Annotated in this window: 22 protein-coding genes and 1 riboswitch; of the genes, 6 read left to right on the top strand and 16 right to left on the bottom strand. The window is 66.1% G+C overall.

Annotation, left to right across the window (positions count from 1 at the left end; genetic code table 11):
* The 7 genes from VH499_RS06460 to VH499_RS06430 form a co-directional block, all read right to left on the bottom strand.
* Positions 1 to 392 (bottom strand): precorrin-8X methylmutase (locus tag VH499_RS06460; RefSeq protein WP_332051878.1); only part of this gene is annotated, 392 nt, incomplete at its 3' end.
* Entirely contained in the window at positions 385 to 1,494 is a 1,110-nt protein-coding gene (locus tag VH499_RS06455; RefSeq protein WP_332051877.1) for a precorrin-3B synthase, read from the bottom strand. The genes VH499_RS06460 and VH499_RS06455, both read right to left, overlap by 8 nt.
* Positions 1,491 to 4,790: a cobaltochelatase subunit CobN gene (gene cobN, locus VH499_RS06450; protein ID WP_332051876.1), complete on the bottom strand. Its 3,300-nt coding sequence runs from the start codon at positions 4,788 to 4,790 to the stop codon at positions 1,491 to 1,493. Before cobN ends, VH499_RS06455 begins: the two co-directional genes overlap by 4 nt.
* 12 nt (positions 4,791 to 4,802) lie before the next feature.
* Positions 4,803 to 5,837, bottom strand: a complete 1,035-nt coding sequence (cobW, locus tag VH499_RS06445; RefSeq protein WP_332051875.1) for a cobalamin biosynthesis protein CobW — start codon at positions 5,835 to 5,837, stop codon at positions 4,803 to 4,805.
* Positions 5,834 to 6,232 carry a DUF1636 domain-containing protein gene (locus VH499_RS06440; RefSeq protein ID WP_332051874.1) on the bottom strand — a complete coding sequence of 133 codons (399 nt, stop codon included), beginning with the start codon at positions 6,230 to 6,232 and terminating at the stop codon, positions 5,834 to 5,836. Before VH499_RS06440 ends, cobW begins: the two co-directional genes overlap by 4 nt.
* Positions 6,233 to 6,282: 50 nt before the next feature.
* Positions 6,283 to 6,987 (bottom strand): CbtA family protein, encoded by a 705-nt coding sequence (locus VH499_RS06435; RefSeq protein ID WP_332051873.1) that lies wholly within the window; start codon positions 6,985 to 6,987, stop codon positions 6,283 to 6,285.
* 10 nt (positions 6,988 to 6,997) lie between these two features.
* Positions 6,998 to 7,177, bottom strand: a complete 180-nt coding sequence (locus VH499_RS06430; RefSeq protein WP_332051872.1) for a CbtB domain-containing protein — start codon at positions 7,175 to 7,177, stop codon at positions 6,998 to 7,000.
* A 35-nt stretch (positions 7,178 to 7,212) separates the two neighbouring features.
* Positions 7,213 to 7,406, bottom strand: a riboswitch (cobalamin riboswitch).
* Between the two features lie 45 nt (positions 7,407 to 7,451).
* Between VH499_RS06430 and cobO the strand changes: the two genes are divergently transcribed.
* Both cobO and VH499_RS06420 read left to right on the top strand, forming a co-directional pair.
* The gene (gene cobO / locus VH499_RS06425; RefSeq protein WP_332051871.1) at positions 7,452 to 8,063 is read left to right on the top strand and encodes a cob(I)yrinic acid a,c-diamide adenosyltransferase; all 612 of its coding nucleotides are present in this window, start codon (positions 7,452 to 7,454) and stop codon (positions 8,061 to 8,063) included.
* Complete coding sequence (locus tag VH499_RS06420) at positions 8,063 to 9,532, top strand: cobyric acid synthase (RefSeq protein WP_332051870.1); 1,470 nt, start codon at positions 8,063 to 8,065, stop codon at positions 9,530 to 9,532. Before cobO ends, VH499_RS06420 begins: the two co-directional genes overlap by 1 nt.
* Here the strand turns inward: VH499_RS06420 and cbiB are convergent.
* A complete protein-coding gene (gene cbiB, locus VH499_RS06415; RefSeq protein ID WP_332051869.1) occupies positions 9,516 to 10,490 on the bottom strand; it encodes an adenosylcobinamide-phosphate synthase CbiB in 975 nt (324 codons plus the stop codon). The two genes, VH499_RS06420 and cbiB, sit on opposite strands and share 17 nt — an antisense overlap.
* Positions 10,491 to 10,520: 30 nt before the next feature.
* Between cbiB and cobD the strand changes: the two genes are divergently transcribed.
* Entirely contained in the window at positions 10,521 to 11,498 is a 978-nt protein-coding gene (gene cobD, locus VH499_RS06410) for a threonine-phosphate decarboxylase CobD (RefSeq protein WP_332051868.1), read from the top strand.
* A 156-nt stretch (positions 11,499 to 11,654) separates the two neighbouring features.
* Here cobD and VH499_RS06405 read toward each other — a convergent pair whose 3' ends face one another.
* From VH499_RS06405 to VH499_RS06370, 8 genes are read right to left on the bottom strand one after another with little or no spacing between them, the layout of a single operon-like run.
* Positions 11,655 to 12,722 (bottom strand): ABC transporter ATP-binding protein, encoded by a 1,068-nt coding sequence (locus VH499_RS06405; RefSeq protein ID WP_332051867.1) that lies wholly within the window; start codon positions 12,720 to 12,722, stop codon positions 11,655 to 11,657.
* Positions 12,719 to 14,416, bottom strand: coding sequence for an iron ABC transporter permease (locus VH499_RS06400; protein ID WP_332051866.1), 1,698 nt, complete (start codon positions 14,414 to 14,416; stop codon positions 12,719 to 12,721). The genes VH499_RS06405 and VH499_RS06400 overlap by 4 nt, the downstream gene beginning before the upstream one ends.
* Before the next feature lie 31 nt (positions 14,417 to 14,447).
* Positions 14,448 to 15,518 (bottom strand): ABC transporter substrate-binding protein, encoded by a 1,071-nt coding sequence (locus tag VH499_RS06395; protein WP_332051865.1) that lies wholly within the window; start codon positions 15,516 to 15,518, stop codon positions 14,448 to 14,450.
* Between the two features lie 58 nt (positions 15,519 to 15,576).
* Complete coding sequence (locus tag VH499_RS06390; RefSeq protein ID WP_332051864.1) at positions 15,577 to 16,374, bottom strand: glycerophosphodiester phosphodiesterase family protein; 798 nt, start codon at positions 16,372 to 16,374, stop codon at positions 15,577 to 15,579.
* Positions 16,361 to 17,281 carry an ABC transporter permease subunit gene (locus tag VH499_RS06385; protein ID WP_332051863.1) on the bottom strand — a complete coding sequence of 307 codons (921 nt, stop codon included), beginning with the start codon at positions 17,279 to 17,281 and terminating at the stop codon, positions 16,361 to 16,363. Before VH499_RS06385 ends, VH499_RS06390 begins: the two co-directional genes overlap by 14 nt.
* Position 17,282: 1 nt before the next feature.
* Complete coding sequence (locus VH499_RS06380; protein WP_332051862.1) at positions 17,283 to 18,218, bottom strand: ABC transporter permease subunit; 936 nt, start codon at positions 18,216 to 18,218, stop codon at positions 17,283 to 17,285.
* 28 nt (positions 18,219 to 18,246) lie between these two features.
* Positions 18,247 to 19,575 (bottom strand): extracellular solute-binding protein, encoded by a 1,329-nt coding sequence (locus VH499_RS06375; RefSeq protein WP_332051861.1) that lies wholly within the window; start codon positions 19,573 to 19,575, stop codon positions 18,247 to 18,249.
* 28 nt (positions 19,576 to 19,603) lie between these two features.
* Positions 19,604 to 20,968 carry a sn-glycerol-1-phosphate dehydrogenase gene (locus VH499_RS06370; protein WP_332051860.1) on the bottom strand — a complete coding sequence of 455 codons (1,365 nt, stop codon included), beginning with the start codon at positions 20,966 to 20,968 and terminating at the stop codon, positions 19,604 to 19,606.
* 74 nt (positions 20,969 to 21,042) lie between these two features.
* Here VH499_RS06370 and VH499_RS06365 point away from each other — a divergent pair, with 74 nt between their 5' ends.
* From VH499_RS06365 to cofD, 3 genes are read left to right on the top strand one after another with little or no spacing between them, the layout of a single operon-like run.
* The gene (locus VH499_RS06365; protein WP_332051859.1) at positions 21,043 to 21,996 is read left to right on the top strand and encodes a sugar-binding transcriptional regulator; all 954 of its coding nucleotides are present in this window, start codon (positions 21,043 to 21,045) and stop codon (positions 21,994 to 21,996) included.
* Positions 21,996 to 23,438 carry a xylulokinase gene (xylB, locus tag VH499_RS06360; RefSeq protein ID WP_332051858.1) on the top strand — a complete coding sequence of 481 codons (1,443 nt, stop codon included), beginning with the start codon at positions 21,996 to 21,998 and terminating at the stop codon, positions 23,436 to 23,438. Before VH499_RS06365 ends, xylB begins: the two co-directional genes overlap by 1 nt.
* Positions 23,439 to 23,446: 8 nt before the next feature.
* Positions 23,447 to 24,412 carry a 2-phospho-L-lactate transferase gene (cofD, locus tag VH499_RS06355; protein WP_332051857.1) on the top strand — a complete coding sequence of 322 codons (966 nt, stop codon included), beginning with the start codon at positions 23,447 to 23,449 and terminating at the stop codon, positions 24,410 to 24,412.
* The last annotated feature ends 3 nt before the right edge of the window (positions 24,413 to 24,415 follow it).

Below are 24,415 nucleotides of genomic sequence, written 5' to 3'. Positions count from 1 at the left end.
GCGCCTGCGAGCCTGTCCCGCCACAGCTCCATCGCCGCGGCGCTGCGGGTATTGCCCATCGTGCGTGCGAGTTCCGGCACGCCGGCATCGTCCAGTGTGCAGATCACTTCGTTGCCGGCCGGCAGGCGCGCGCGGGTGACGCCGTCGGCAACCATCCTCGAGTCGCAGAAGACCGGCGCGCCGCCCATCAGCGCCCAGCGCGCATTGTCCGCGAAGCCGGGGGACATCACGATATCGCGGGCGACCTCGACCATGCCGCAGGCATGAATGAGCCGCACGGCGACGCGCTCCTCGACGGGGGTGAAGCGCGCGAGATCGGATTCGGCGCGGATGATGGCGAAGGAGCGGCGATAGATCTCTCCGCCATCGCGGATGTAGGCGCGGTCAGCCATGCAGTGCCGCCAGGAGATCATCGGGATCGATCGTCCGCTGTGGAAGGTCGCGCGTCGTCCCGTTTCGGATGACGCCGTATCGGCCATTGTTTCCCACCAGCACCACATCGGCCGCCGCCGAACGGGCGCATCCCTTGGCGCAGCCCGAGATATGGACGCTGCCGTCGAAGCCCATCGCCAATAGCCGCTGTGCATCGCGGCGCGTATCGACGCTGGCCGACGAGCAGGCCGGCTTCCCCGGGCAGGCGTCGACGCGCAGCAGCGGATGTTCGTCATCTTCGATCAAGCCAAGCTCGCCTGCACCCTCGATCACGGCGTCGACATAGACCGCCCGCCAAGGCGAAAGGCGCAGCGCCGAAGCCCCCGCCTTCGCCGCCAGTGCGACAAGACCATGCAATTGCGAAGCCTCGAGCCGGCCGAACGGCGCCGCGACACCGAATGCCTCCGCCGCCACGGCACCGAGCCTCCGCCGGCCCGGTGTTGGAACAATGTCCATCCTCGCAGGTGCCGGAAACTCTCGGCCTTCGAGATGCGCCTGGACCATCGCGAGTGCGACCGACACCGCCTCGTCACGACGGGCGATGCCTCGCCATTGCCCGTCAACCCGCAGCGCCACGCCAGCAGGCAGGAGACAGAGCGCGGCGTCCGCCCGTTCACCGACAATCGAAAGCGGGCCGGCGGCATCGACGAGCCAGCCGAATTTCGCCGGCAGGCGGCCGGCAAGCCGGCGGTCGGCCGTCAGGGCTCCGGTCAGCGCCGATGCAAGGGCGCGCCCCTCGGCACCGGCGAGCGGCCCGACCATGACGTTGCGCGCGGCTTCGGTCTCGGCGTCGGGATCGAGCAGGTCGAGCCGGCCGAGCGCCCGATGGAGCTCGGTGAGCCTTAGCTCACGAAGGCCGCGGATCTGGAGATTGGCGCGGCGCGTGATGTCCATATGGCCGTTACCCAACCGCCCCGCAATGTCGGCAAGTCCGCTTGCCTGATCGAGCGTCAAGGCGCTGCACCACGGCTTTACCCGCGCGATCAGCCCGTCGCCGCTTGCCATCGGCCGCAGCGCGCCCGGACACCATCCTCTGATCTCGATGGTCGCCGCGAGAGTCACGATTCGCTCCTCGAGGCGCGCTGGAGCTCCTCCGCGACCGAATTGCGCCGCGTCACCCACAGGCCGCGTGACAAGGCGTCCTTCAAACGGTCTACGATGGCGCTGGCGGCGCCCGGATTCTTGTGCCGCATGGCCGACAGGACCGCCTCGTCGGCGATCAGGGCTGCGTGGGTGGCATCGAACAGGTGGCCTGGCACCGCCTGCGCGGTCGCGGCGAAGGCATAGAGGGCATCGACGCCCTGCGCGATCTCGGCCACGCCGCGATGGCCGTGCGCCAGCATACCGGCGAGCCAGCGCGGATTGGTGAGCCGACCGCGCACCACGCGCGCGACTTCCTCGGCCAGCCGCCGCGCTTTCGGCGTCTCGGGCCGGCTGGTGTCGAGGTGGTAAAGTTCCGGGTGGTTGCCGAGCAACGCCGCTGCCGCGGCAAAGCCGCCGGCAAAGTCGGCCACGCCATCGCCATCGAGAATGTCGCGCTCGCGATCGTCCTGCGGATGGACGAGGAGATCGGCGCCGAAAACGCGACTGCGGAATCCGTCGCTTGCCTCTCGCATGGATTCGGCGCCGCCATAGGCGTGCGTCACGGCGGACAGATAGGCCGCGCCCAGCTCCTCGCGAGTCCGCCATGTTCCGTCGAGAGCGAGATCGCCCGCCCGCGCGCCGTAGTTGCCGGGCGCCGCACCGAACACGCGAGCGAGATCGGTGCCGTGGTGCCGCGCCTCGGCCAGCGGATTGTCCGTCGCGTCTTCGTCCAGTGCGGCGACGCGCTGAACGGCCACGTTGAACAGCGCGATCTGGGTCTCGAAGATGTCGCGGAACAGACCCGAGATACGCAGCGTGACGTCGATGCGCGGTCGGTCGAGAGCAGCAATCGGCAGCACCTCGATGCCGATCACGCGGCTCGAATTCTTGTCCCAGGTCGGGCGGACGCCGAGATAGGCGAGCGCCTGGGCAAGATCGTCGCCGCCGGTGCGCAGCGAGGCCGAGGCCCAGAGATCGATCACAAGAGAACGTGGATAGTCGCCATGGTCCTGCAGGTAGCGGCGAACGACCTCGTCTGCGGCGCGTCTGCCGATCGCCGCCGCCGCGCGCGTCGGGATGGCGCGCGGATCGATCGAGGTGAGATTACGTCCGGTCGGCAGCACGTCGGCGCGGCCGCGCGTCGGGGCGCCCGCAGGCCCGGGCGCGACACGACGGCCGTCGAGCGCCGCCACCAGGCCACGACGCTCCGATCCGACGCAGGCATGCAACGAGGACTCTGGCACCTTGATCGCCTCGGTCAGAGCGGCGGCGGCCTTCGCATCGGGCGCTCGCCCGAAAATGTGCAGGCCGTCGCGGATGCTGAGCTCCTTGATGTCGCATAGCTGCGCGTCGAGCTTGGCGATCGCCGCCCGTGCCGGCTCGTCGCGCACCAGTCCGCAATCGGCGGCCAAGCCGTTGCTCCAGGCGCGCTCGACGATCTCCTCCTCGAGGTGGCGCAGGCGGCGGCGGTCGAGCCCGTCGGCAGCGGCATATTCCTCGATGATGCCTTCCATTGCCGCCAGCGGACCGTGCAGGCCTGCCGGCCCGAGCGGCGGCGTCAGGTGGCCAATGGTAACGGCGGCCAGACGACGTTTGGCCTGCACCGCTTCACCTGGATTGTTGACGATGAACGGATAGATCACCGGCAGCGGGCCCAGCACCGCCTCGGGCCAGCATTCACCGGAAAGCGCCAGCGCCTTGCCCGGCAGCCATTCCAGCGTGCCGTGCGTGCCGAGATGGACGAGGGCATCGATCTTCTCGACCTCGCGCAACCAGGCATAGAGCGCAAGGTAGGCATGGCGTGGCGGGCAGTTGGTGTCGTGATAGCCCGACTTGCGATCGCCCATGCTGCCTCGATCCGGCTGAAGCAGAACAAGCACTTTCCCGCAACGGCGGGCCGGTAACCGGAAATCTTCGGCCGGCTCGCCCCATGTCTCGCGGAGCGCGCGCCGCAGAGCGTCGGGCAAGGCCTGAAGCCAGGTCCTGTAGAAACCGAGCGGGATCTCGATGTATTCGGCCGGCGCACGCAGCAACGCCTCCGTTCCGCCAGTCGCTGAATGGCTATCGTAGCCTTCGGCCTCCAGCAGTCGCAGGATTTCGTCCGCGCTCGCCGCCGTATCGAGCCCGACGGCATAGCCGGTACGACCACCACGTGCGGGATAATCCGACAAAACCAGCGCCAGCCGCCGGTCGGCCCGCGGTGTCCGCTGCAGCTTCGCCCAGGCGGCGGCGAGCCGGGCGACATAGTCGATGCGGTCCGGATCGGGCGCATGCCTGACCGTCCCGAATTCGAGCCGCGGATCCGCCGGCGTCTTGGCCTTGAAGGAGATTGCCCTTGTCAGCAGCCGGCCGTCGAGTTCGGGCAGCACGACGTTCATGGCGATATCCGCCGGCGACAGCCCGCGCTCCGAGTCGCGCCATGCTTCCCGCGTGCTGCCCGACAGCACGACCTGCAGGACCGGCACGTCGGCTCCATCAAGCACGGTGGTATCGTCGTCGCGCAGCGCGGAGAAGGCAGTTGTATTGAGGATGATCGCAGGCCGTTGCTCGTCGATCAACCGCATGAGCTCGGCTTCGATAGCACGGTCCTTGAGGCTGCCGACGGCAACTGCAAGCGGTGCCAGGCCCCGACGATCGAGGGCCTCCATCAAGGCCGTTATCGGTGCCGTGTCACCGGCCAGAAGGTTGGCGCGATAAAAGACGATCAGGGCTGTCGGACGGCCATCGGCTCCGTTGCCGAGGACAGTGATCGGCCCGACAGGCACCGGCGGCGACCACGGGGTATCGAGGCCCAGCATGGAGCCGAGGCAGCGCAGCGCCTGTCGCAAGTTGTCCGGACCGCCCTCGCGGAAGAAGCGATCGAGCAAGGCAAGTTTGGCGACCGGCATGGTCGACATCGACGAAAGCTGCGCATCGGCTCGGTCGTCGCCAGGCAGCGCCGCGAACAAGATGCCGTTGTCGCGCGCCAAATCGGCGATGCGTTCCAGCCCATACCGCCAATAGTCGAGACCGCCCAGACAGCGCACGATCACGGCGCGCGCGTCGGCGATGACCTGCTCGACATAAAGGTCGACCGACATCGGGTGTTTCAACTGCCTCAGGCTCGCGAGCCGAAGGGCCGGCAAGACGTCCGCCTCCTGCAGCCAGGCCGAGGCCAAAGCGCAAAGATCGCTGTCAGAGAAGGAGAGCACGACCACGTCAGCCGGCGACTGGCCGAGATCGACCGCAACGTCGGCCTCGTCCAGACTCGCAAGCTGTGTCGCCAGGACGTGCATATCCTCTTTCCGTCAGCCCGCGACGAGCGCCGCGATGGCCGCTTTATCGAGACCCTTCTCGCCGATCACGACCAGCCGCCCCTGGCGTGTTTCGCCCGTCGTCCAGCGGCGATCGAACTGATGTTGGAGCCGCGCGCCTACACCCTGCACCAAAAGCCGCATCGGCTTGCCGACGATGTCGACGAAACCCTTCACCCGCAGGATGTCGTGTGCGGTCGCCGCCTTCTGAAGCCGCTCGATCAAGGCCTGCGGCGACTTGAACGACGGCAGATCGATAATGAAAGTGTCGAAATCGTCGTGATCATGCTCGCCCTCGGCATCGTGATGCGAGGGACGGCGGGCGAGATCGGATTCAGCCTTCGCGCCGAGCCCCAGCAACACCGCCACCGGCACCTGGCCGTTCTCGGCCTCCACGACCTTCACTGCACGCGGCACGGTCCTGGCGATCTCTCTGGCCACGTTCCGGCGTTGCTCCTCGGAGATCAGGTCGGCCTTGTTCAGGATGACGAGATCGGCGCACAGAAGCTGGTCCTCGAACACCTCCTCGAGGGGATTATCGTGATTGAGCGATACGTCGTTGGCGCGCTGTCTGGCAATCGCCTCCGCATCGTCGGCAAAACGACCAGCTGCGACGGCGGCTCCGTCGACGACCGTCACCACGCCATCTACCGTGACGCGCGAGGCGATCTCGGGCCAGTTGAAGGCTTTCACCAGCGGCTTGGGCAGGGCGAGGCCCGAAGTCTCGATCACGATATGCTCGGGCGGCGATGGACGGCCCAGCAAGCCCTTCAGCGCCGGGACGAAGTCGTCGGCGACGGTGCAGCAGAGGCAACCGTTGGCAAGCTCGACGATCGCCTCTTCCGGGCAGCTCTCGACCCCGCAACTCTTCAGAATGTCGCCGTCGATGCCGACATCGCCGAACTCATTGACGATCACCGCCAGCCGCCGGCCTTTGGCGTTTTGCAGCACATGGCGCACGAGCGTGGTCTTGCCCGCGCCGAGAAAGCCCGTGACGATGGTGCAGGGCACTTTGACGAACGAGGTCATGGCTCAACTGGCTCCAGTCTGGAAGGGCGCGGCGGGACCCGGGCGACAACGCCCTTGCGAAACGACGGCGGCCGCTCCCGCCACGCGATGATGCCGTTCTCCGAGGCGGCGAAGCTCTTGACCGCAGCAATAATCTCCTCGACATGCGATTCGGGTTCGAGGTCGCCGATCACGTAGGTCCACTTGCCGGTGCCGGCAAGCGCGAGAGTGCACGGACGAGTGCATACGGCCAGGCAATCCACGTCCACGATCCCGACATCCGATCCCGACATTTCCCGCAGCCGCAGTCGCAGCTCCGACGCGAGGGCGTGACCCGGCTGATCGAACGCCTCGCCATCTGCGCGCCAGCGACGGCACGAAACGCAGACGAATACCGTGACGGCCGACTCGCTCATATTGCTGAACCCTGACCAATGTACAGTCGTGCGCGGTGCTTTCGCGGACCTCAAGTCGCCGGCTTGGGTGCCAGTCTCGGCCACAGAAGCCCGACCGCTATTCCGACAAGCAGCCAAAGGCAGGCCTGCACGGCAAGGGAGAGCGCCGCGAACCTTGCCGCGAATTCGGCAGGTGCCCGGCTCTCCAGCTCATGCGGCTGGGGCGCGCCGATAACGTGAGGCGCGACCAAAACGGCGAGCGCGAGAACGCGAAACAACGCCTTCTCCGTCTTGAGAAACATCCAGATGGCAATCGCCGTCGCACAGGCCGTACCGACCCACCAGATCTGCCGCGCTACGAGGTCACCTGCGGCGCTCCCCGGCAGCTCTGGCGCGAGGCCGGCGGCCGGTGCGAGCCCGAACGCGACGAAGCCCGCGATTGCCCAGGCGATCGCGTGCCTCTCATCGATCCGCTCTCCAGCCGCAACCATCGCAGCAAGCAAGACCAGCGCCAAGCCGATGGCGGTCACGACGGTCGCAAGCGAGGTGTAGAAAAAGCGAGGAAGCCCGTCGGCGGGCTTCCAGCCTTCGTCGTGCTCATGGGCGCCATGGTCGTCGGCCTTCCGTGCATCAGCGTGAGAGGGCGCTGGCGCCTTGGTCTCGAAAGCCTCCGCGGCGATGATCAGCGGTGTGGTGGTCACTTGCTGGAGAGCTGCAACCAGCAGTCCGGCCACAAGCCCGGCCAGCAGCCCGACCGACAAAATCCTTGCGAGCATTCCCGCCGCCTTAGTGGCAGGGAAAGCTCAAGCTGTGCCGAGTGTCGTGTGCTGCATTATGAAGCAGTTGAGGGTGAGCGAAGCCGGTCAGGAATACCAATGCGACGCCAAGCAAAGCCGCGACCAAGGCCGCCTTGAGGGTTTCCTGTCGTTCCGTCGATCCGACTACCGGTATGGACGTGCTGGCCATATCATCCTCCTCGATCGCCCCTCCGGCGATCCGATTGCAGAAAGCAAAGCGACGGCAGGTTTCCTGGCTCCCGGATCTTCGCCCCTGGCCACCTTCCCGGTTTCCCAGTGGTATGCCGGCCATTGGCTATCCGATGACAGTTGCGGGGGCAGCCGTGGATTGGAGCATTGCCACCCTTCACCACGTTCCCTTTTGATCCCCGTGGGGAACCGTCGTCAGCTTGATAAGGTTCGGCCGGCTTGCTGACAAGGGCTTTGCCGTCCATTTTGGCTGCATGACGACAGCAAACGACGAAGAGGCACGACACAAGGCCAAGATGGCTCATCGCAAGGCGGTCCAGGATGCCGAGGTCGCCGGAAAGACCATCGAGAAGGGCTTGCTGATCGTGCATAGCGGCAAGGGCAAGGGTAAATCGACGGCAGCCTTCGGACTGATGCTGCGCGCCCTCGGCCATGGATTTCGCTGCGGCGTGGTGCAGTTCGGCAAGGGGATGTGGCAATCGGGCGAGCGCGCCGCCGTTGAACGCTTCGGCGATCAGGTCGAATGGCGCACCTTGGGCGAGGGTTTCACGTGGGAAACGCAGGATCGTGCACGCGACATCGAGGCGGCGAAGCGGGCGTGGGCCGCGGCAGAGAAGTTGATGGCCGATCCGTCGATCCGGCTGATCGTGCTCGATGAACTCAACATCACGCTGCGCTACGACCACCTCGACGTGAAGGAGGTGGTGGCGGTGCTGCAGTCACGGCGCTCCGACCAGCATATCGTCGTCACCGGCCGCAACGCCAAGCAGGAGATGGTCGAGGCCGCCGATCTCGTGACGGAAATGATGCCAGTGAAGCATCACTTCGCAGCGGGGGTGAAGGCACAGGAAGGCATCGAGTTCTGATGACGGCACGCGCCCTCATGGTCCAGGGTACGGGCTCGGATGTCGGCAAGTCATTGATCGTCGCCGGGCTCGCTCGCGCCTTCACACGACGTGGCCTCGGCGTGCGACCATTCAAGCCGCAGAATATGTCGAACAATGCCGCCGTGACCGCCGACGGCGGCGAGATCGGACGCGCCCAGGCGTTGCAGGCGCGTGCCGCGCGAGTGGCGCCGACCGTGCACATGAATCCGGTCTTGCTGAAGCCCCAGAGCGAGATCGGCGCCCAGGTCGTGGTGCAAGGCAAGGTGGTGGGCAGCGCGAAGGCCCGCGACTACCAGGCGATGAGGCCGCAGCTGCTCGGCGCCGTGCTCAAAAGCTTCCGCAAGCTCGCCGCCGAGGCCGATCTCGTGCTGGTGGAGGGTGCGGGCTCGGCCTCAGAGGTGAATTTGCGCGACACCGACATCGCCAACATGGGCTTTGCCCGCTCTGCGGGCGTGCCCGTGGTGCTGCTGGGCGACATCGACCGCGGCGGCGTCATCGCGAGCCTGGTCGGGACAAAGGCGGTGATCGATCCTGCCGACGCGGCGATGATCGTGGGATTCATCGTCAATCGCTTCCGCGGTGATCCCTCGCTGTTCGACGACGGACTGAAGACGATCTCGGCCAAAACAGACTGGCCGGCGCTGGGTCTCGTGCCCTACTTCAACGCCGCGCACCGTCTGCCGGCCGAGGATGCGCTGGGCTTGCCGATGGCAGCGCCTGGCGACGGCCTGAAGATCGCCGTGCTGGCCTACCCCCGCATCGCGAACTTCGACGAGTTCGATCCTCTGCGGCTCGATCCAGCGGTGAATCTCGTCTTCGTACGACCGGGCCAACCCATTCCCGGCGACGCAGCGCTGGTGATCCTGCCGGGATCCAAGGCGACCATCTCGGACCTTGCCGCGCTCCGACAGGCGGGATGGCAGATCGACCTCCAGGCGCATGTGCGGCGCGGCGGTCATGTGCTGGGGATCTGCGGCGGCTACCAGATGCTCGGCCGCAGCGTCGCTGATCCAAAAGGCATCGAAGGCCATTCGGCCGCGGTCGAGGGGTTGGGCTTTCTGCCGGTCGACACGGTTCTGGAGGGCGACAAGGTGCTGGTCGAGATCACCGGCGAGACGGCCGCGGGCGTGCCCTTCAAGGGTTATGAAATGCATGTCGGCCGGACGACCGGCACCGTCCGGCCGCTGCTGCGCCCTGGCAACGGCTACGATCAGGGTGCGATGAGCGAGGATGGCCGCATCGTTGGCTGCTATGTTCACGGCTTCCTGTCCGACGACCGTCAACGCCGCGCCTGGCTGAACCGTCTCGGCGGAATTGCTTCGGCGTTCGACTACGAGGTCGACGTCGAAGCCACGCTAGACCAGCTTGCCGACCACATCGAGAGACATGTCGACTGCGACCGGCTCCTGGCGCTCGCTCGTGAACCCCGAATCACACCAGCCAGATGAGCGCCAGCAGGGCGACCAACACCGCGATCTGGAGGCCGCAGGCCGTCCGGTAGAGGGAGAGTGCGGCCCGGATGTCCCTTGCCGTCACGATCGTGCGCCCGTCACCCATCCACGCGGCGTCGACCTGCGCGCCGTCATAGCTGCGCGGCCCCATCAGTCGTACGCCGAGTGCGCCTGCCATTGCCGCCTCGGGCCATCCGGCGTTGGGCGACTCGTGCTGGCCTGCATCCCGCCATGCCGTCGTGAGTGCCCGACTGGCCGACAAGCCCGGCCGGAGCAGCGCCCCCAGCACGAGCCACAAGGCGGCGAGCCGTGAGGCCGGCAGGTTCACTAGATCGTCCGCCCGGGCCGCCGCCCAGCCGAAGTGGAGGTAGCGCCACGTCTTGTGACCGATCATGCTGTCAGCGGTGTTGATCGCCTTGTAGGCCAGCGCTCCGGGCAGTCCGGCCACCACCAGCCAGAAAAGCGGCGCCACGACGCCGTCGGAAAAGCTCTCGGCCAGGCTTTCGATAGCCGCGCGGCATACGCCCGCCTCATCGAGGCTTTTCGTATCGCGACCCACGATCATCGCTACCGCCTCGCGGCCGGCTGCGAGCCCCCTTGCCTCGAGCCCATCGGCGACCGCGACCACATGCGAATCGAGGCTGCGCTGTGCGAGCAGTGCGCTCGCCACGACTGCCGTGAAAACGAGCGCCAGAATCGCCGGCAGCAGGAGGTGAAGGACGCGCCAGATCAAAAGTCCCGCCAGCAGGCTGGCCACCACCAACAACAGCAGCAACACCATGCCCTGCAGGCGTTGCTGAAACTCGGAGTCGTTGTCCGAATTCCACCTCCTGTCACCCCATGTTATGACGCGCGCCATCCAGGTCACCGGATGTCCGATCGCGTGAAACAGTCGGTCGGGAAAGCCGACCGCCGCTTCGATCACGGCAGCAAGAAGGGCGAGAGCAACGAACATGAGTTTGTGCCTATCATGGCGATGGCGGCGATGAAACACGCGGCGACGACGGTGATGCATGGGGGCGATCTCGGCGCCATTCGCCGCCGCTTTCCGCAGGCGCCCGAGCCATGGCTCGACCTCTCGACGGGAATCAATCCGATTGCCTACCCAATCGCGGCCGCCGCCGAAACCTGGTCACGGCTGCCCGGCCGCGCCGATGACGAGGCACTTTGCGCCGTTGCAGCGCAACGGTTTGGCTTGCGCGATCCGGCGATGATCGTCGCCGCGCCCGGCACGCAGGCGTTGATCCAGCTCCTGCCGAGACTCGTGGCCAAATCGCGGGTTGGCATCGTCGGTCCGACCTACGAGGAACACGAGGTTTCCTGGCGCCGGCACGGGCACGAAGTGACGGTGGTCGAACGGTTCGGTGAAGCGAGCGATCGTGACGTCGCGGTCGTCGTCAATCCCGATAATCCCACCGGCCGACTCCTGACCACGGCGCAGCTGCGCCTATGCAAGGCGACGCTGGTGGTCGACGAAGCCTTCGTCGACTTCCTGCCGGCGTCTGCCAGCCTCGCCGGAGATCTTCCGCACAACGCCATCGTCCTGCGCTCGTTCGGCAAGACCTACGGCTTGGCGGGCCTGCGGTTGGGCTTCGCCATCGCTCAACCCGACGTCGCCGCGCGGCTGCGCGAGGAGCTCGGGCCGTGGGCCGTCTCGGGCCCGGCGCTCGCGATCGGCAAAGCCGCACTCGGCGACGCGGCCTGGTTTCGCACGACCGCAGCTCGATTGAACCGTGACGGCGTGCGGCTCGACGCGATGCTTGCGCAAGCCGGCGTCACGCATCTGGGTGGCACGCCGCTCTTCCGCCTGACACAACACGAGGAGTCGGCCGAGATCGTAGAACGGCTTGGCCGTCACGGCATCCACGTCCGCGCCTTCTCGCACGAGCCGCAGTGGCTGCGCTTTGGCCTGCCGGGAAGCGAGACGGCGTTTCGCCGCCTTGCCGTCGCGCTTGGCATTTGAGGTGCCGACGACGCGTTCAAATGGCCAGCGGAGGAACCGATGACGCTTCGAGGCAAGAAGCTCGGCGGCTACATCACCACCGCGCCGTGATCGATCCCGACAGACACCAGCTGATGCAGCGCGTGATCGTACCCGGCGCCGCACCGTTCGAGAGACTCATGCCCCCTGTCCGCGCAGGAGGACAGTGTGATCGGGCGAGAAGGACAACGTCACCGGCGCGCCCTCTTCCAGGAGATTGGTCGGTGGACGGCGGACGATCAGGCGGCCGCAAGCGCATTCGACGATGTACTGCACGAAGTCGCCATGGAACATGCGCTGGCGCACGGTCCCGAGGAGCTGGTTGTCGCCAGGCCTGGCCACGAGATCGATGTAGGCGGTGCGGACGGCCACCTCCCCGACGCCGTCGCGCGCCGCCGTGGCGCCGTTGATGCGCAGCTGCGCCCCACCTTCGGCCTCGAATGTGTCGGTTCCGGTCAGCCGTCCCGTCAGGATGTTGGCCGACCCGACGAAGTCGGCGACGAAGCGGCTCAATGGTCTGTTGTAGATCTCCTCCGGCGTGCCGATCTGCTCGACCGAGCCCACGTTCATCACGATCACGCGGTCGGAAATCGCCAGCGCCTCTTCCTGGTCATGTGTCACGTAGACCGAGGTAATGTCGAGTCGGCGCTGCAGGTCGCGCAGTTCCACGCGCATTTCGGCACGCAGCTTGGCATCGAGGTTGGAGAGCGGCTCGTCGAACAGCACGACCGTGGGCGAGAAGGCGATGGCACGGGCGAGCGCGACGCGCTGCTGCTGGCCGCCGGACAGCTTTGAGGCGGCGCGATCGGCGAGATGCTTCATCTGGACGAGGCCAAGCGCGCGGTCGACATTGGCCGCGACGTCGGCCCTGCTCTGCTTGCGCACCTTGAGGCCGTAGGCGACGTTGTCGAACACGCTCATATGCGGCCAAACGGCGTAGGACTGGAACACCATGGAAACCCCGCGCTGCTCCGCCGGCACGTTCTTGCGCGCTGCCGCGTCGAACATGGGCTGGCCGTCGATGCGGATGCTGCCGCTGGTGGGCTGCTCCAGCCCGGCGATGGCGCGGAGCGTCGTGGTCTTGCCGCAGCCCGACGGACCGAGCAGCGTCAGGTGCTCGCCACGACCGACCGTGAAACTCACGCCGTTCACCGCCGTCGTGTCGCCGTAGCGGATGACGAGGTCCTCGAGTTCGATCCGGGTCACGTCATTTCCTTGGTCATGCCGCGCGTCAGGCGGAACAGGATGACGAGCGCCACGACCACGCTCGCCGTCTGGATCAGCGCCATCGCCGCCGTGAGCTCGGTGCCGCTCGAGGCGAAGGCCGAGACGATCGACGGCGCGATCACCTTGGCGCTGGGGCCCATCAGGAAAACCGAGGCTCCGAGCTCGCGCACGCAAGCCATGAAGATCAGCAGCCATGCCGCGAGGAGGCCGGGCCGCAACAACGGCAAGGTCACGGTGCGCAACTGGTAGCCCCAGCTTGCGCCACAGACGCGGGCGCATTCCTCGAGGCTCTTGTCGATCTGCAGCACCACGCCCGCCAGGGTACGCACGCCGAGCGGCAGCATCACCGTGAAATAGCCGAGCGCCAGCAGCCACAGCGTGCCGTAGATCGGGATGGGAATGTTGAGCCAGGCCCACAACAGGGCGAGGCCGAACACCATGCGGGGAACCGCCTGCGGGAACATGACCAGATACTCGATCGCGCCCCGGCCCTTGAGGTGCGATCGGTAGATGATCCAGACGATCAGCGCCATGATCAGCACGCCGACCGTCGCGACGCCAAAGCCCAGCATCAGGCTGTTGGACAGCGCCGTTCGCACAGGACCGAGCCCCAATGCCATGCGGTAGTTGCCGAGCGTGAATTCGGCCTGACCAAGGATCACGGTGGCGAATCGCTGCAGCGATGTCAGGATCAACGCCCCGATCGGCAGCACGACGGCGAGGAAGATGTAGAGGCAACAGACGCCCAGCAGCAACCACGCCAGACGCCCCATATCCATTGCGCGCGGCCGGAAGGCCTTGCCGGTGATGGTCGCGAAGCTGCCGCGGTTCACCATCCAGCGATAGAAGGTGAGCATGCCGAACATCACGACGAACAGGGCGAGACCCATCGCGGCGGCGCGCCCGTAGTCGGGCGGATAGGAGAGCGTGGAATCCCAGATCGAGGTCGTGATCACGTAGATACGTGCCGGAATCCCGATCACCAGCGCAGCCGCGAACGAGCCCAGCATCTCTGCAAACACGAACAGCGTAGCTCCCAGCACGCCCGGCATGACGAGCGGCAGGGTGACGGTAAGCGCGGTACGCAGCTTGCTTGCGCCCATGACGCGCGCCGATTCCTCGAGGGCGGGATCCATCGACTTCATCGAGGCGGAGATCATGACGAACGCCACCGTTCCTTCGAACAGCGCCATGATCCAGGCGATGCCGAACATGGAATAGACGTCGACGATGTCGCCCGCGCCGCCGACGTAGTGCCAAAGCTGGTTGAAGAAGCCGCTCTTGGGCGCCGCCAGAACGGCCCATGCGAGCGCACCTACCAGCGGCGTCATGTAATAGGGCAGCTCCAGCAGCCGTTCGAGCGTGTCGCGGCCAGGCACGTTGGTGCGCGTCAGGATCCAGGCCAGCGTGAAGCCGATCAGGATCGCCATCACGGTCGCCATCACCGCGATGCTCGCCGTGTTGGTGAGGATGTCCAGGTCCTCCTGGAACATCTCGATGTAGTTCGAGATTCCGTATTCCGCGGGCGGGAACGCCAGCGCATCGCCGGTGTTGAGCGACTCCTCGACCAGAAAGACCAGCGGCAACAGAACGAGGAAGCTTACCGCCAGGAGCACCGCGGCGGTCACGGCCGGCTGCCAGTCGCGTCGTGGGCGCGCCAGTCTTGCGGACACGCCCGCGTCGGAGATCGCCGTCAATGTCCGCTCAGTGGCGAGCGCCGACGATGCGATCCCATTGCCGCGCAAAGGACGGACGATCCTTCTCGAACGCCGACCAATCGGCGGGGACGAGAAGCTTCATCTCCTTGAGCGGCACGCCGCCGGACGGCGGCGGTACGTCATCGCGCGGCGAATGCAGCAGGAGCGCATCGGACAGAGCCTTCTGCCCGATCGGCGACAGGAACCAGTCCATGAAAAGCTGGGCGGCGTTGGGATGCGGACCATCGGCAACGATACCGTAGGTTTCCGGCACCGTGGGCACGCCGGTCTCCGGGAAGACGAAGGCAAGTGGCGCGCCCTTGGCCTTGAACTCGAGATAGCCGGAATATTGCGCGCCCATGATGACCTTGTCCTGTCCGTCGACCAGCCGACCGTACTGCTGGACATAGGAATCGAAGGCGCGAGGCTTCTGTTCGGCGAATTTCTTGAAGTAGTCGTCGCCCAGGATCGGCTTCAGTACGTACCAGACGCCATGCTGCAATCCCGAGTTCGACACCTTGACGCTGATGCCGTCCTTCCACTTGGGATCGAGTAGGTCCTCCCACTTCTTCGGCGCGTCGGCAGCCGGGACGTTATTTGGATTGGTGGCAAGACCGGCCATGATGACCGAGCCCCAGGTCCAGTAGCCCTCCGGCGTGCTCTTGTACTCCTTCTTGAAGGCGACCATCTCCGGCGAGATGTACTGCGTGAAGCCGTTGCGCTTCTGGAAGTCGAGGATCATGCCCATGTCGGAGAGCTGGATCACGTCCACCAGATAGGACTTGGCCTGTCGCTCGGACAACAGCTTGGCATAGAGGGCGCCCGCCTGCAGGCGGACATAGTTGGTCTTGATCTTGGGAAACGCCTTGTTGAAGGCCGCGAGCAGCTTGGCCTGGCCAGCGTCGGGATCGGTCGAATAGAGGACGAAGGTCCCTTCGGCCTCGGCCTTGGCGACGTCGGCGCAGGTCTTGAAGCCCTCCATTTGGCGCGGACTGGCGCAGAGCTTGGCCTGGGCAGACGCCACCCCCGTCCATGCGAGCGCGCACACAGCGACGCTGATCGCAGCAAGTAGCCTCATCTTTCCCTCCCCGAATGCCTGCTTCGGCAGGGGAGCCTAGTGGCGGCCGACCATCGATTCAATCGCTGTGTAGTGAGGGCGGCGCCTTGTTTCGCTGTTGCAGAGCGATATCGGGGCGATCGGTCGTGATCTGGCGCAACGGCCGCGACAGCCATGCAGAGAGGTCTGCCACTTCATTGGGGACCCAGACTCCGAGCCGATCCGGACCGAGACGCTGCAGACAGAGATCGAAACCTTCCGCCAGCAACCCCTTCTCGACGGCGACCATACAACCCTCGATCGCGGTCATCCGGTCGAGGGCGGGAGCCAGCCCGCCCATCATCTCCGCCGAGCGGCGATCGAGCGAAGCGAGGACGCGCTGCTCCGGCGACAGCCGTCGCACGTCGTCGAGAACTTGTGGCACGAAGCAGGTCAGGACGACGTCGTGCTGTATCCGGTGCCGGGCAAGAAGATCGAGCAGGCGTTGCATCAATCCGCGGTAGGGCCGCCCCTGCACATCGGTCTTGATCTCGATCTGCAACTCCATGCCCGAGCCGGCGAAGACGTCCAGCACGGATGCGAGTTGCGGCACGCCTTCGCCGCCGCCGTCGCGCAGCTTCGTCGCCGCGAGCTCGGCGGCCGTCAGATCGACGACTGCCCCTGTCCCGTGGGTGGTCCGCTCGAGCGTCGGATCGTGGATCACGACAAGCTCGCCGTCGCGCGCCGGGTGAACGTCGAATTCCACCGCCTCGATACCGAGTGCTCTCGCACGCCGGAAACCGTCGAGACTGTTCTCCGGCCAGAGATTGCGCGCGCCGCGATGGCCGACGATCATCACGCGGCCGTTTGGCGCGCCCGTATCTTCACTTCCCGGCATCGACCATACCCTTGACCAGCCAGCGTTGCAGCGCGACGACCACCATCACCGGCGGCAGCATGACGAGCAGCGCCGCATTCATGGCGACGTTCCAGGCAGGCTCGGTATCGGATTGCGGGATAAGATTCTTCAGCCCGATGACGGCGGTCGCCATGTTCTTGTCGGTGGTGAACAACAGCGGCCACAGGTACTGGTTCCAGCCGTACAGGAAAAGGATGATGCCGAGCGCCACGATGTTCGACAGCGAGAGCGGCAGCAGCACGCTCCAGAAGAAGCGCAACGGCGAGGCGCCGTCGATGCGCGCGGCCTCGGCGAGCTCGTCCGGGACGGAGAGAAAGAACTGCCGGAACAGGAACGTCGCCGTGGCCGAGGCGATCAACGGCAGGATCAGCCCGCCGTAACTGTTCATCATGTTCCAATCGAGCGCGATCTCGACCTGCCGGCCGGTGAGCGCGCGGAGCCAGCGACCCGCGTCCAGAACATCGATCAGCCATTGCAGCGGCAGCGCGACATTGGCCACCGCTTCATAGGTCGGCAGGATGCGCACCTCGACCGGCAGCATCAGCGACACGAAGATCAGCCAGAAGGCGAGCATGCGGTAGCGGAACCGGAAATAGGCGATCGCAAAGGCCGAGAGCAGCGAGACGGCGATCTTGCCCGCTGCGATGCCAACCGCGACGATGAAGGAATTGACGAACAGCCGACCGAGATTGCCCTTCTCCCAGGCCGTCGCCGCGTTGGCGAAAAACGCCCGCCCGGGCAGCCAGGGCGGCGGGACCGCGAGCACGTCGCTCACCGTGTGCGAGCCGACGACGAAGGCAAAATAGATCGGCAGGCAGACCAGCAGACCGCCCAGGATCAGGATCCCGTGGCACGCGATATCCATGCCGCGCGTGCGCTCGACCATGTCAGACGTCGTAGTTCACGTTCCGCTCGACATAGCGGAACTGCAGTACGGTGAGCACCAGCGCGAAGATCATCATCAGCACGGACTGCGCCGCCGACGACCCGAGGTCGATGTGCACGAAGCCGTCGACATAGACCTTGTAGACGAGGATCATCGTGGCGCCGCCTGGACCGCCGTGGGTCACGGCGTCGACGATCGCGAAGGTCTCGAAGAAGCCATAGACGAAGTTCATCACCACGAGGAAGAAAATCGTCGGACCGATCATCGGCAGCGAGATGCGGACAAAGCGCAGCATCGGGCCGGCACCGTCGACGGCTGCGGCTTCGAGCAACGATGGAGGCACGGACAGGAGGGCGGCGATCAGGAAGATGTAGTTGTAGCAGATATGCTTCCACGAGGCGGCGAAGGTCACCAGCAGGAAGGCGTCGACGCCATTGCGATTGGGATCCCAGTCGATACCCAGACCGTGAAGGACGAAGGAAAGCGGGCCGACTGCGGTGTTGAACAGGAAGGCCCAGAGGATGCCCGCGATGACCGGCGCGATAGCGTAAGGCAGCAGGATGACGCTGCGATAGAGACCTCGGCCGCGCAGGACGCGATCGGTCGCAAACGCGAGCACCAGCGCGACCGCGATCGTCAGGGCGTTCTGCGCCAGCGTGAACCGGATGGTGACGCCGACCGATGCCCGATATTCCGGGCTCGCCAGCAGACTGCGGAAATTGTCGAGCCAGACGAACTGGACACTGTTGCCGAACGGATCGGTGAGAACGAAGGACTGTGACAGCGCGCGCAGCGCCGGAACGAAGAAAAAGAGCAGCAGTACCAGCAGTTGCGGCAGCAGCAACAGGAGTGGCAGGCGCGCCTCACGGTAGTGGGCGCGCTTCAGCCCCTGCGTGCCGCCGGCCGACGCAGACGCGCGTCGCCGGGGCACGGCCATGACCGGCCCCGGCATCGCGGGAGAAAGGCTAGTACTTGCCCGCATTCAGCTTCTCGAACTGGCGCAGCAGCTCATTGCCACGACGCACCGCATCGTCAAGGCCCTGTTGCGGTGTCTTCTTGTTCGCGAACACCGATTCCATCTCCTCGCGCAACGCGAACGTTGCCTGGGTGTAGTTGCCGAAGTGAAAACCCTGCGAATTGGGCGTAGGCGTCCCGCGGTTGAGCTGAAGGATGGCGATTTCACGAGTCGGATGATCCTTGTAGTAGCCTTCCGACTTCGCCATCTGATAGGCCGTCCTGGAGATCGGCACGTAGCCGGTGGCCTTGTGCCACCACACCTGCAGGTCGGGCTTGGCCAGGAATTCGAGGAAGTCGGCAACGCCGTCATACTCCTCCGGCTTGTGGCCCTTCATCACCCAGAGCGTCGCCCCGCCGATGCTGCTGTTGCGCGCCGTGAGGTCCGCCTCGTGCGGCAGATAGGTGGCGCTCCACTTGATCTTCGGGTCGCGCTCGATCCCGCCGTGCGCCGCGGTCGACGCGAAGTAGGTTGCGCACTTGCCGGAGGTGAACAGCTGCTCGGGACTGAGACCCTGGCCCGCGATCTGCATGATGCCGTCGTTGACCCACTTCTGCAGCCGGGCCGCCTGCTGCACCACGCGGGTCTTGTTGTACACGAACTCGGTGTCGAGACCGTCGTAGCCGTTGGATTTCGTGCCCCACGGCTGGTCGTTCACGGTGCTGTAGTTCTCGAGCAGGCTCCAGAAGTAGTCGCCGGCGAGCGAAGACCCGCATTCGGCGGCGCCCTTGCTCTTGATCGCGTAGAGCTGCTTCTCGAACTCGCCCCATGTGTCCGCCGGCGCCGCGAAGCCGGCCTTCTCGAACTGCTCCTTGTTGTAGAACAGGATCGGCGTGGAGGAGTTGAAGGGCATGCTCATCAACTTGCCCTTGTACTGGTAATAGCTCGCCACCGGCTTGATGAAGTCGGAGAAATCGACCTGCTTCTTCTTCTCGGTCATCAGCTCCTGCACCGGTACGATGGCGCCGGAAAGCAGCATCGCCATGAAACCACGTTCGTAGATTTGCGCGATCTGCGGCGCCTTCTTCGCCCGATAGGCCGCGACGGTGGCGTTGATCACCTCGTCGTAGTTGCCCTTGTTGGTCGCGACCACGGTGTATTTGGTCTGCGAATCGTTGAATCGTTTGACGATCTCGCCGACCCGCTCGCCCAGCACGCCGCCCATGGCATGCCAGAACTGGATCTCGACGCGCTGCTGGGCAATCGCGGGCGAGCCCAATTCGCCGGCGACGCCCGCAGCGAGCAATCCGGTGAACAACGACCTCTTGGTCAGATTCATGTCTTCCTCCCTGTAGTGAACGCTGAGATCAGGCGGCGGCGCGCGCCGGCCCCCAGAAACCGCCGGCGGCAAACAGATCGCCGACGGCCCGATCGAGCCAACCGAGGTCGTGCAGCACGTCGAGGCCGGTGAAGCGGCGCCGGATCATGCGCGCGCGGGCATAGTCCAGCGCATGCTTCTGCGGTGACACACCGATGGCGGCCGACTGTGAGGGACCGCCGACCATCTCGAGCCACTGCCGCACCGCCGCAGCCTTGGGCAGCCGGCCGCGCAGGTAACCGAGAATATCGGGCCAGTTGTCGCGGAGGGCACGCAGGCGTTGCTCGACCTGGGCCGGCGACGCCGCCTTCGCTGCCGTTTCCGCGACCGCATTGGCGGCCATGAAGGAAAGCGGAAAGGCTGCCTCGACCTCGGCCCGCAGCGCCGACAGCGATGCCGATCGGGCAGCAAGGCTTGCCGGTTTGATGGACTCGACGGCCTGGCGCTGCAGCCATTCATAGGCTGCCAGCATCGAAAGACAACCGATGCCGACACAGGCGCCGTGCGACACGGGCTCGCCGTCGACAGTGACCTCTTCCATTTCCCAGAGATGGGCGAACTGATGGTCGCTGCCGCTCGCCGGACGTGAGTTGCCGTGGGCTTGCATGGCGAGCCCCGACATCACAAGGCCGCGCATCAATCCATCGAGGGCGGCACGGTCGCGGGCGCGAATACCGGCCGGATCGCCGAGCCAGCTCGCCAGATTGTCCTGCACCATGGCAAAAGGACCGGCATTCAATGCCTCCTCCCCCAGCGCATCGGCAACGATCCAGTCGGCACCCGCGACCAACTTGCCGACAAGGTCGCCATAACCCCAGGCGGCCATGGTCGCGGGCGAATTCGCGATCACTTCGAGGTCGGCCACGATCGCTACTGGCGCGGCACAGGCAAGGGTGCGCTTGAACCCTCCTTCACGCAGCGCCGCACCCGACGCCGCGTAGCCATCCATCGAAGCGGCGGTGGGCACGCAGACGTAGGCGGTTCCGGCCTCCTCCGCCGCGTGCTTCACAAGGTCGTTGATCACACCCGATCCGACCGCGATCGGCAGCAACCCGTCGGCGCTCAGCCGCATGGCAAGGCCGTGCGATGTTTCGGCGTCGGGCTTCACGCGTGGACGCCCGGCCAGCACGATCGGTGACGCCGTGCCTGTCCCGGCGGATGCCAGTACCTCGGCCAGCCGCGCGCCGGCCGCGCGCCAGGTATTGTCATCGGCCACGATCGCGCAGGTCCGGGCAGGTGCCGCCCGAGCCAGCACCGCGGGCACCGCACCGAGACCATCAGCGGCAATGACGACGTCGCGCGTCGTATCGGCGGCGGCGACAGCCTTTCTGAGCTCGAAGTCCTGCTGGTTCACGGGTCAACGAATATCAACTGTCAGAACATTTGTATATAGTACGATACAAATGTTTTAAGGGTATGACGGACCTCATGACGGACGACGACGAGCAGCTCCGGGTGCGCGTGGCCTGGCTGTATTTCATGGAAGGTCTTACCCAGGCCGATATCGCAGCCAAGCTCGGCATCACCCGCCTCAGGGTCAACCGCCTGCTGGGAGAAGCGCGCCAAGGCGGCCTGGTCAACATCCAGGTGAATTCCCGGCTTTCCGGCTGCGTGGCGCTCGAGCGGGCGCTGGTCGCCGAGGCCGCCCTGAAGGATGCCGTCATCGTTCCGACGCCGGCCGATCCCGATCAGATCTCGGCGGTGCTGGGCCGGGCGACGGCCGATTATATCGCGCGCCATCTGGGCGAGAACCGGGTCCGCGCCCTGGGCATCGGCTGGGGCGCCACGCTGCGCGAGACGGTCCGGCATCTGCACAGCGCCAACCTGCCAGACCTCAGCATCAACTCCATGATGGGCGGGCTCACCTACGGATCGGAGCTCAACACCTTCGAGATCGCGAGCGAATTCGCGCGGCGCGTGAACGCCCAATGCAACTATCTCGCGGCGCCGATCTATGCCGGCAGCGCGCGCTCGCGCGACACGATCCTGGAGCAGGACGTGTTCCGTGAAGCATTGCAGCGACTTTCGGCCATCGACGCGGCGCTGATGAGCGTCGGCGATCTCAGCCGCCGCTCGCTTCTGATCCGCTATGGGCTGCCGCGCGACGTGACCGTCGATTCGCTGCGCGACTCGGGCGCCGTCGGCGACATCATGGGGACTTTCCTCGACGCCCGCGGCCAGCCGGTGCGGCACGGGGTCAACAAGCGCGTGATCGCGATGCCGATCGAGATGCTGCGCCGGGTCTCGATGACGATCGTCGCCTCGGGCGGCCTCAACAAGTCGGCCATCCTGGCCGGCGTCCTGCGCGCGCGGCTTTGCTCGGTGCTCGTTTGCGACGAAGCGGCCGCACGGGCAGCGCTCGGCATTCTGCGCGACGGCTGATGTACCTCGGCATCGATATCGGCACCTCCGGGGTCAAAGCGATCGTGATGGACGAGCGCGACCAGCCGGTCGCGCAGACTGCGGCGCCACTCTCGGTTTCGCGTCCGCGGCCGCTCTGGGCCGAGCAGGCGCCCGAGGACTGGTGGCGGGCGGTCGAGGAAGCACTCGACTCGTTGGCCGCCCGTTCGCCGGAAGCCATGGCTGCCGTGAGGGCGGTCGGGCTTTCGGGCCAGATGCTCGGCGTCACTCTCCTCGACGGGGCAGACCGGCCTCTCCGTCCGGCCCTGCTCTGGAACGATGGCCGCGCGACGGCCGAAGGCGCCGAATTGGAGCAGCGCTTTCCTGATTTCGCCGAGCGCGTTGGCTGCCGCGCGATGCCGGGCTTCTCTGCCCCAAAAATCCTGTGGCTCGCCCGGCACGAGCCGGCCAGCCTGGCGCGCGCCCGGCAAGTGTTGCTTACCAAGGACTATATCCGGCTGCGCCTTACGGGCGAGGCTGCGAGCGACCGTGCCGATTCCTCGGCAACCCTTCTGATGGACACGCGCGCCGGCGATTGGCTCGACGGCCTCCTTGCCGCCTGCGGCATCGGCCGCGCGATGCTGCCGCGGCTTGTCGATAGCGCCGAGACCGCGGGCATCGTGCGCCCCCACTTGGCGGCCCGCTGGCATCTCCCGAAGGGGACGCCTCTGGCGGGTGGCGGCGGAGACAATATGTGTGCCGGGATCGGCGTTGGCGCGGTCCATCCCGGTGATGCCTATATCGGTCTTGGCACGTCGGGTGTCTATTTTGTCGCCAACGATCGCTTCATTCCGGCGACATCCGCCGGAATGCATACGCATCGCCATGCCGTGGCTGGCCTGTTTTGCCAGCATGCGGTTGTCCTGAGCGCCGGAGCATCGCTTGCCTGGGTCGGAAGCCTGCTGCGCGCACCCGATCTCGCCGGACTGATGGCCGAAGTGGAAGCGGCGAAAATGATGCCGGCCGAAACACCTGTCTTCACGCCTTATCTGGGCGGTGAGCGTACGCCACATGACGATCCCACCTTGACTGCGACTTTCTCCGGCCTGACGCACCAGACCGGTCCGCTGGCATTGGTACAAGCGGTGATGGAAGGCGTGGCGCTCGCTGTGGCGGATGGGCACGGGGCGCTCATCGAGAGCGGCGCGCCCATTGGCGAGGTCAGCTTGACCGGCGGCGGCGCACGCAGTGCGCTATGGGCGAGCCTCGTGGCGGCGGCGCTCGGCATTCCGCTGCGTATCCAAGCCGAAGCGCAAGCTGGTCCGGCGCTGGGTGCTGCACGTCTGGCGCGGCAAAGCATCGGCGGGCCACTGCTGGCTTCGTCGAGCGCCAGTGCGACCTTGGTACCGGTCGAGACATCGCTGCGCGAACAGCTCCTGCAGAAGCGCATGCTTTTCCGCAAACATCTCGATCTTTCGCGCTAAGTTGCGCCATGGCTCAAAATGACCGCGGAATACTCGCGCTCGCCGGCGGCGTGGGAGGTGCCAAGCTTGCGCTCGGCCTCAGCACCGTGCTGCCGGCCGAGGCGCTGACCGTGGCGGTGAACACGGCCGACGACTTCGAGCATCTGGGGCTTTCCATCTCGCCCGATCTCGACACGGTCATGTACAGCCTGGCGGGCGTCGCCAACCCGGAAACCGGCTGGGGCCGGCGGGACGAAAGCTGGAACGCGATGGCCGCGCTCGAGCAACTGGGCGGGGAGACCTGGTTTCGCCTGGGCGACAAGGATCTCGCCACGCACATCGAGCGCACGCGCCGCCTGCGCGCCGGCGAGACGCTCCTCACCGTTACTCGCACCCTCGCCGAGCGTCTGGGCGTGCGCTGCGCGATCGTTCCGATGACCGACGACCGGGTGCACACGGTCGTCACCACCGATCAGGGCGAGCTTGCCTTCCAGGACTGGTTCGTGGCCCGGCGCTGCGAGCCTGCTGTCCGCGAGGTGCGCTTCGAGGGCGCGGACGTGGCCCGCGCCAACCCTGTCCTTCTCGACATGATGGGGCTGCGGGGTGTGATTTTCGGCCCGTCGAACCCGTTCCTGAGCGTTGCCCCCATCCTCGCCCTCCCGGGCGTGCGTGCGGCTCTGGATCGGACGAGGGCACCCCGGGTGGCCGTGACTCCGATCGTGGGCGGACGGGCCATCAAGGGGCCTGCGGCAAAGATGCTGGCCGAGCTCGGCCACGATGTTTCCGCCCTGGGGGTGGCGCGTTACTACGGGGGCCTGATCGACGGATTCGTGCTCGATCAGGCGGATTCCGAACTGAAAGCCGCGATCGAACGCCTCGGCACCAAGGTGCACGTGGTCGACACAATGATGCAGACCGACGAGGACAAGCGGCGACTTGCCGCCGCCACCCTCGAATTCGTGGACGCCCTCGCCTGCCGTCTGCAACACTCGTAGCCC

Origin of the sequence: Reyranella sp. (assembly GCF_036558665.1) — a bacterium.
GTDB lineage: Bacteria > Pseudomonadota > Alphaproteobacteria > Reyranellales > Reyranellaceae > Reyranella.
This window is presented reverse-complemented; position numbering and strand designations above follow the sequence as displayed.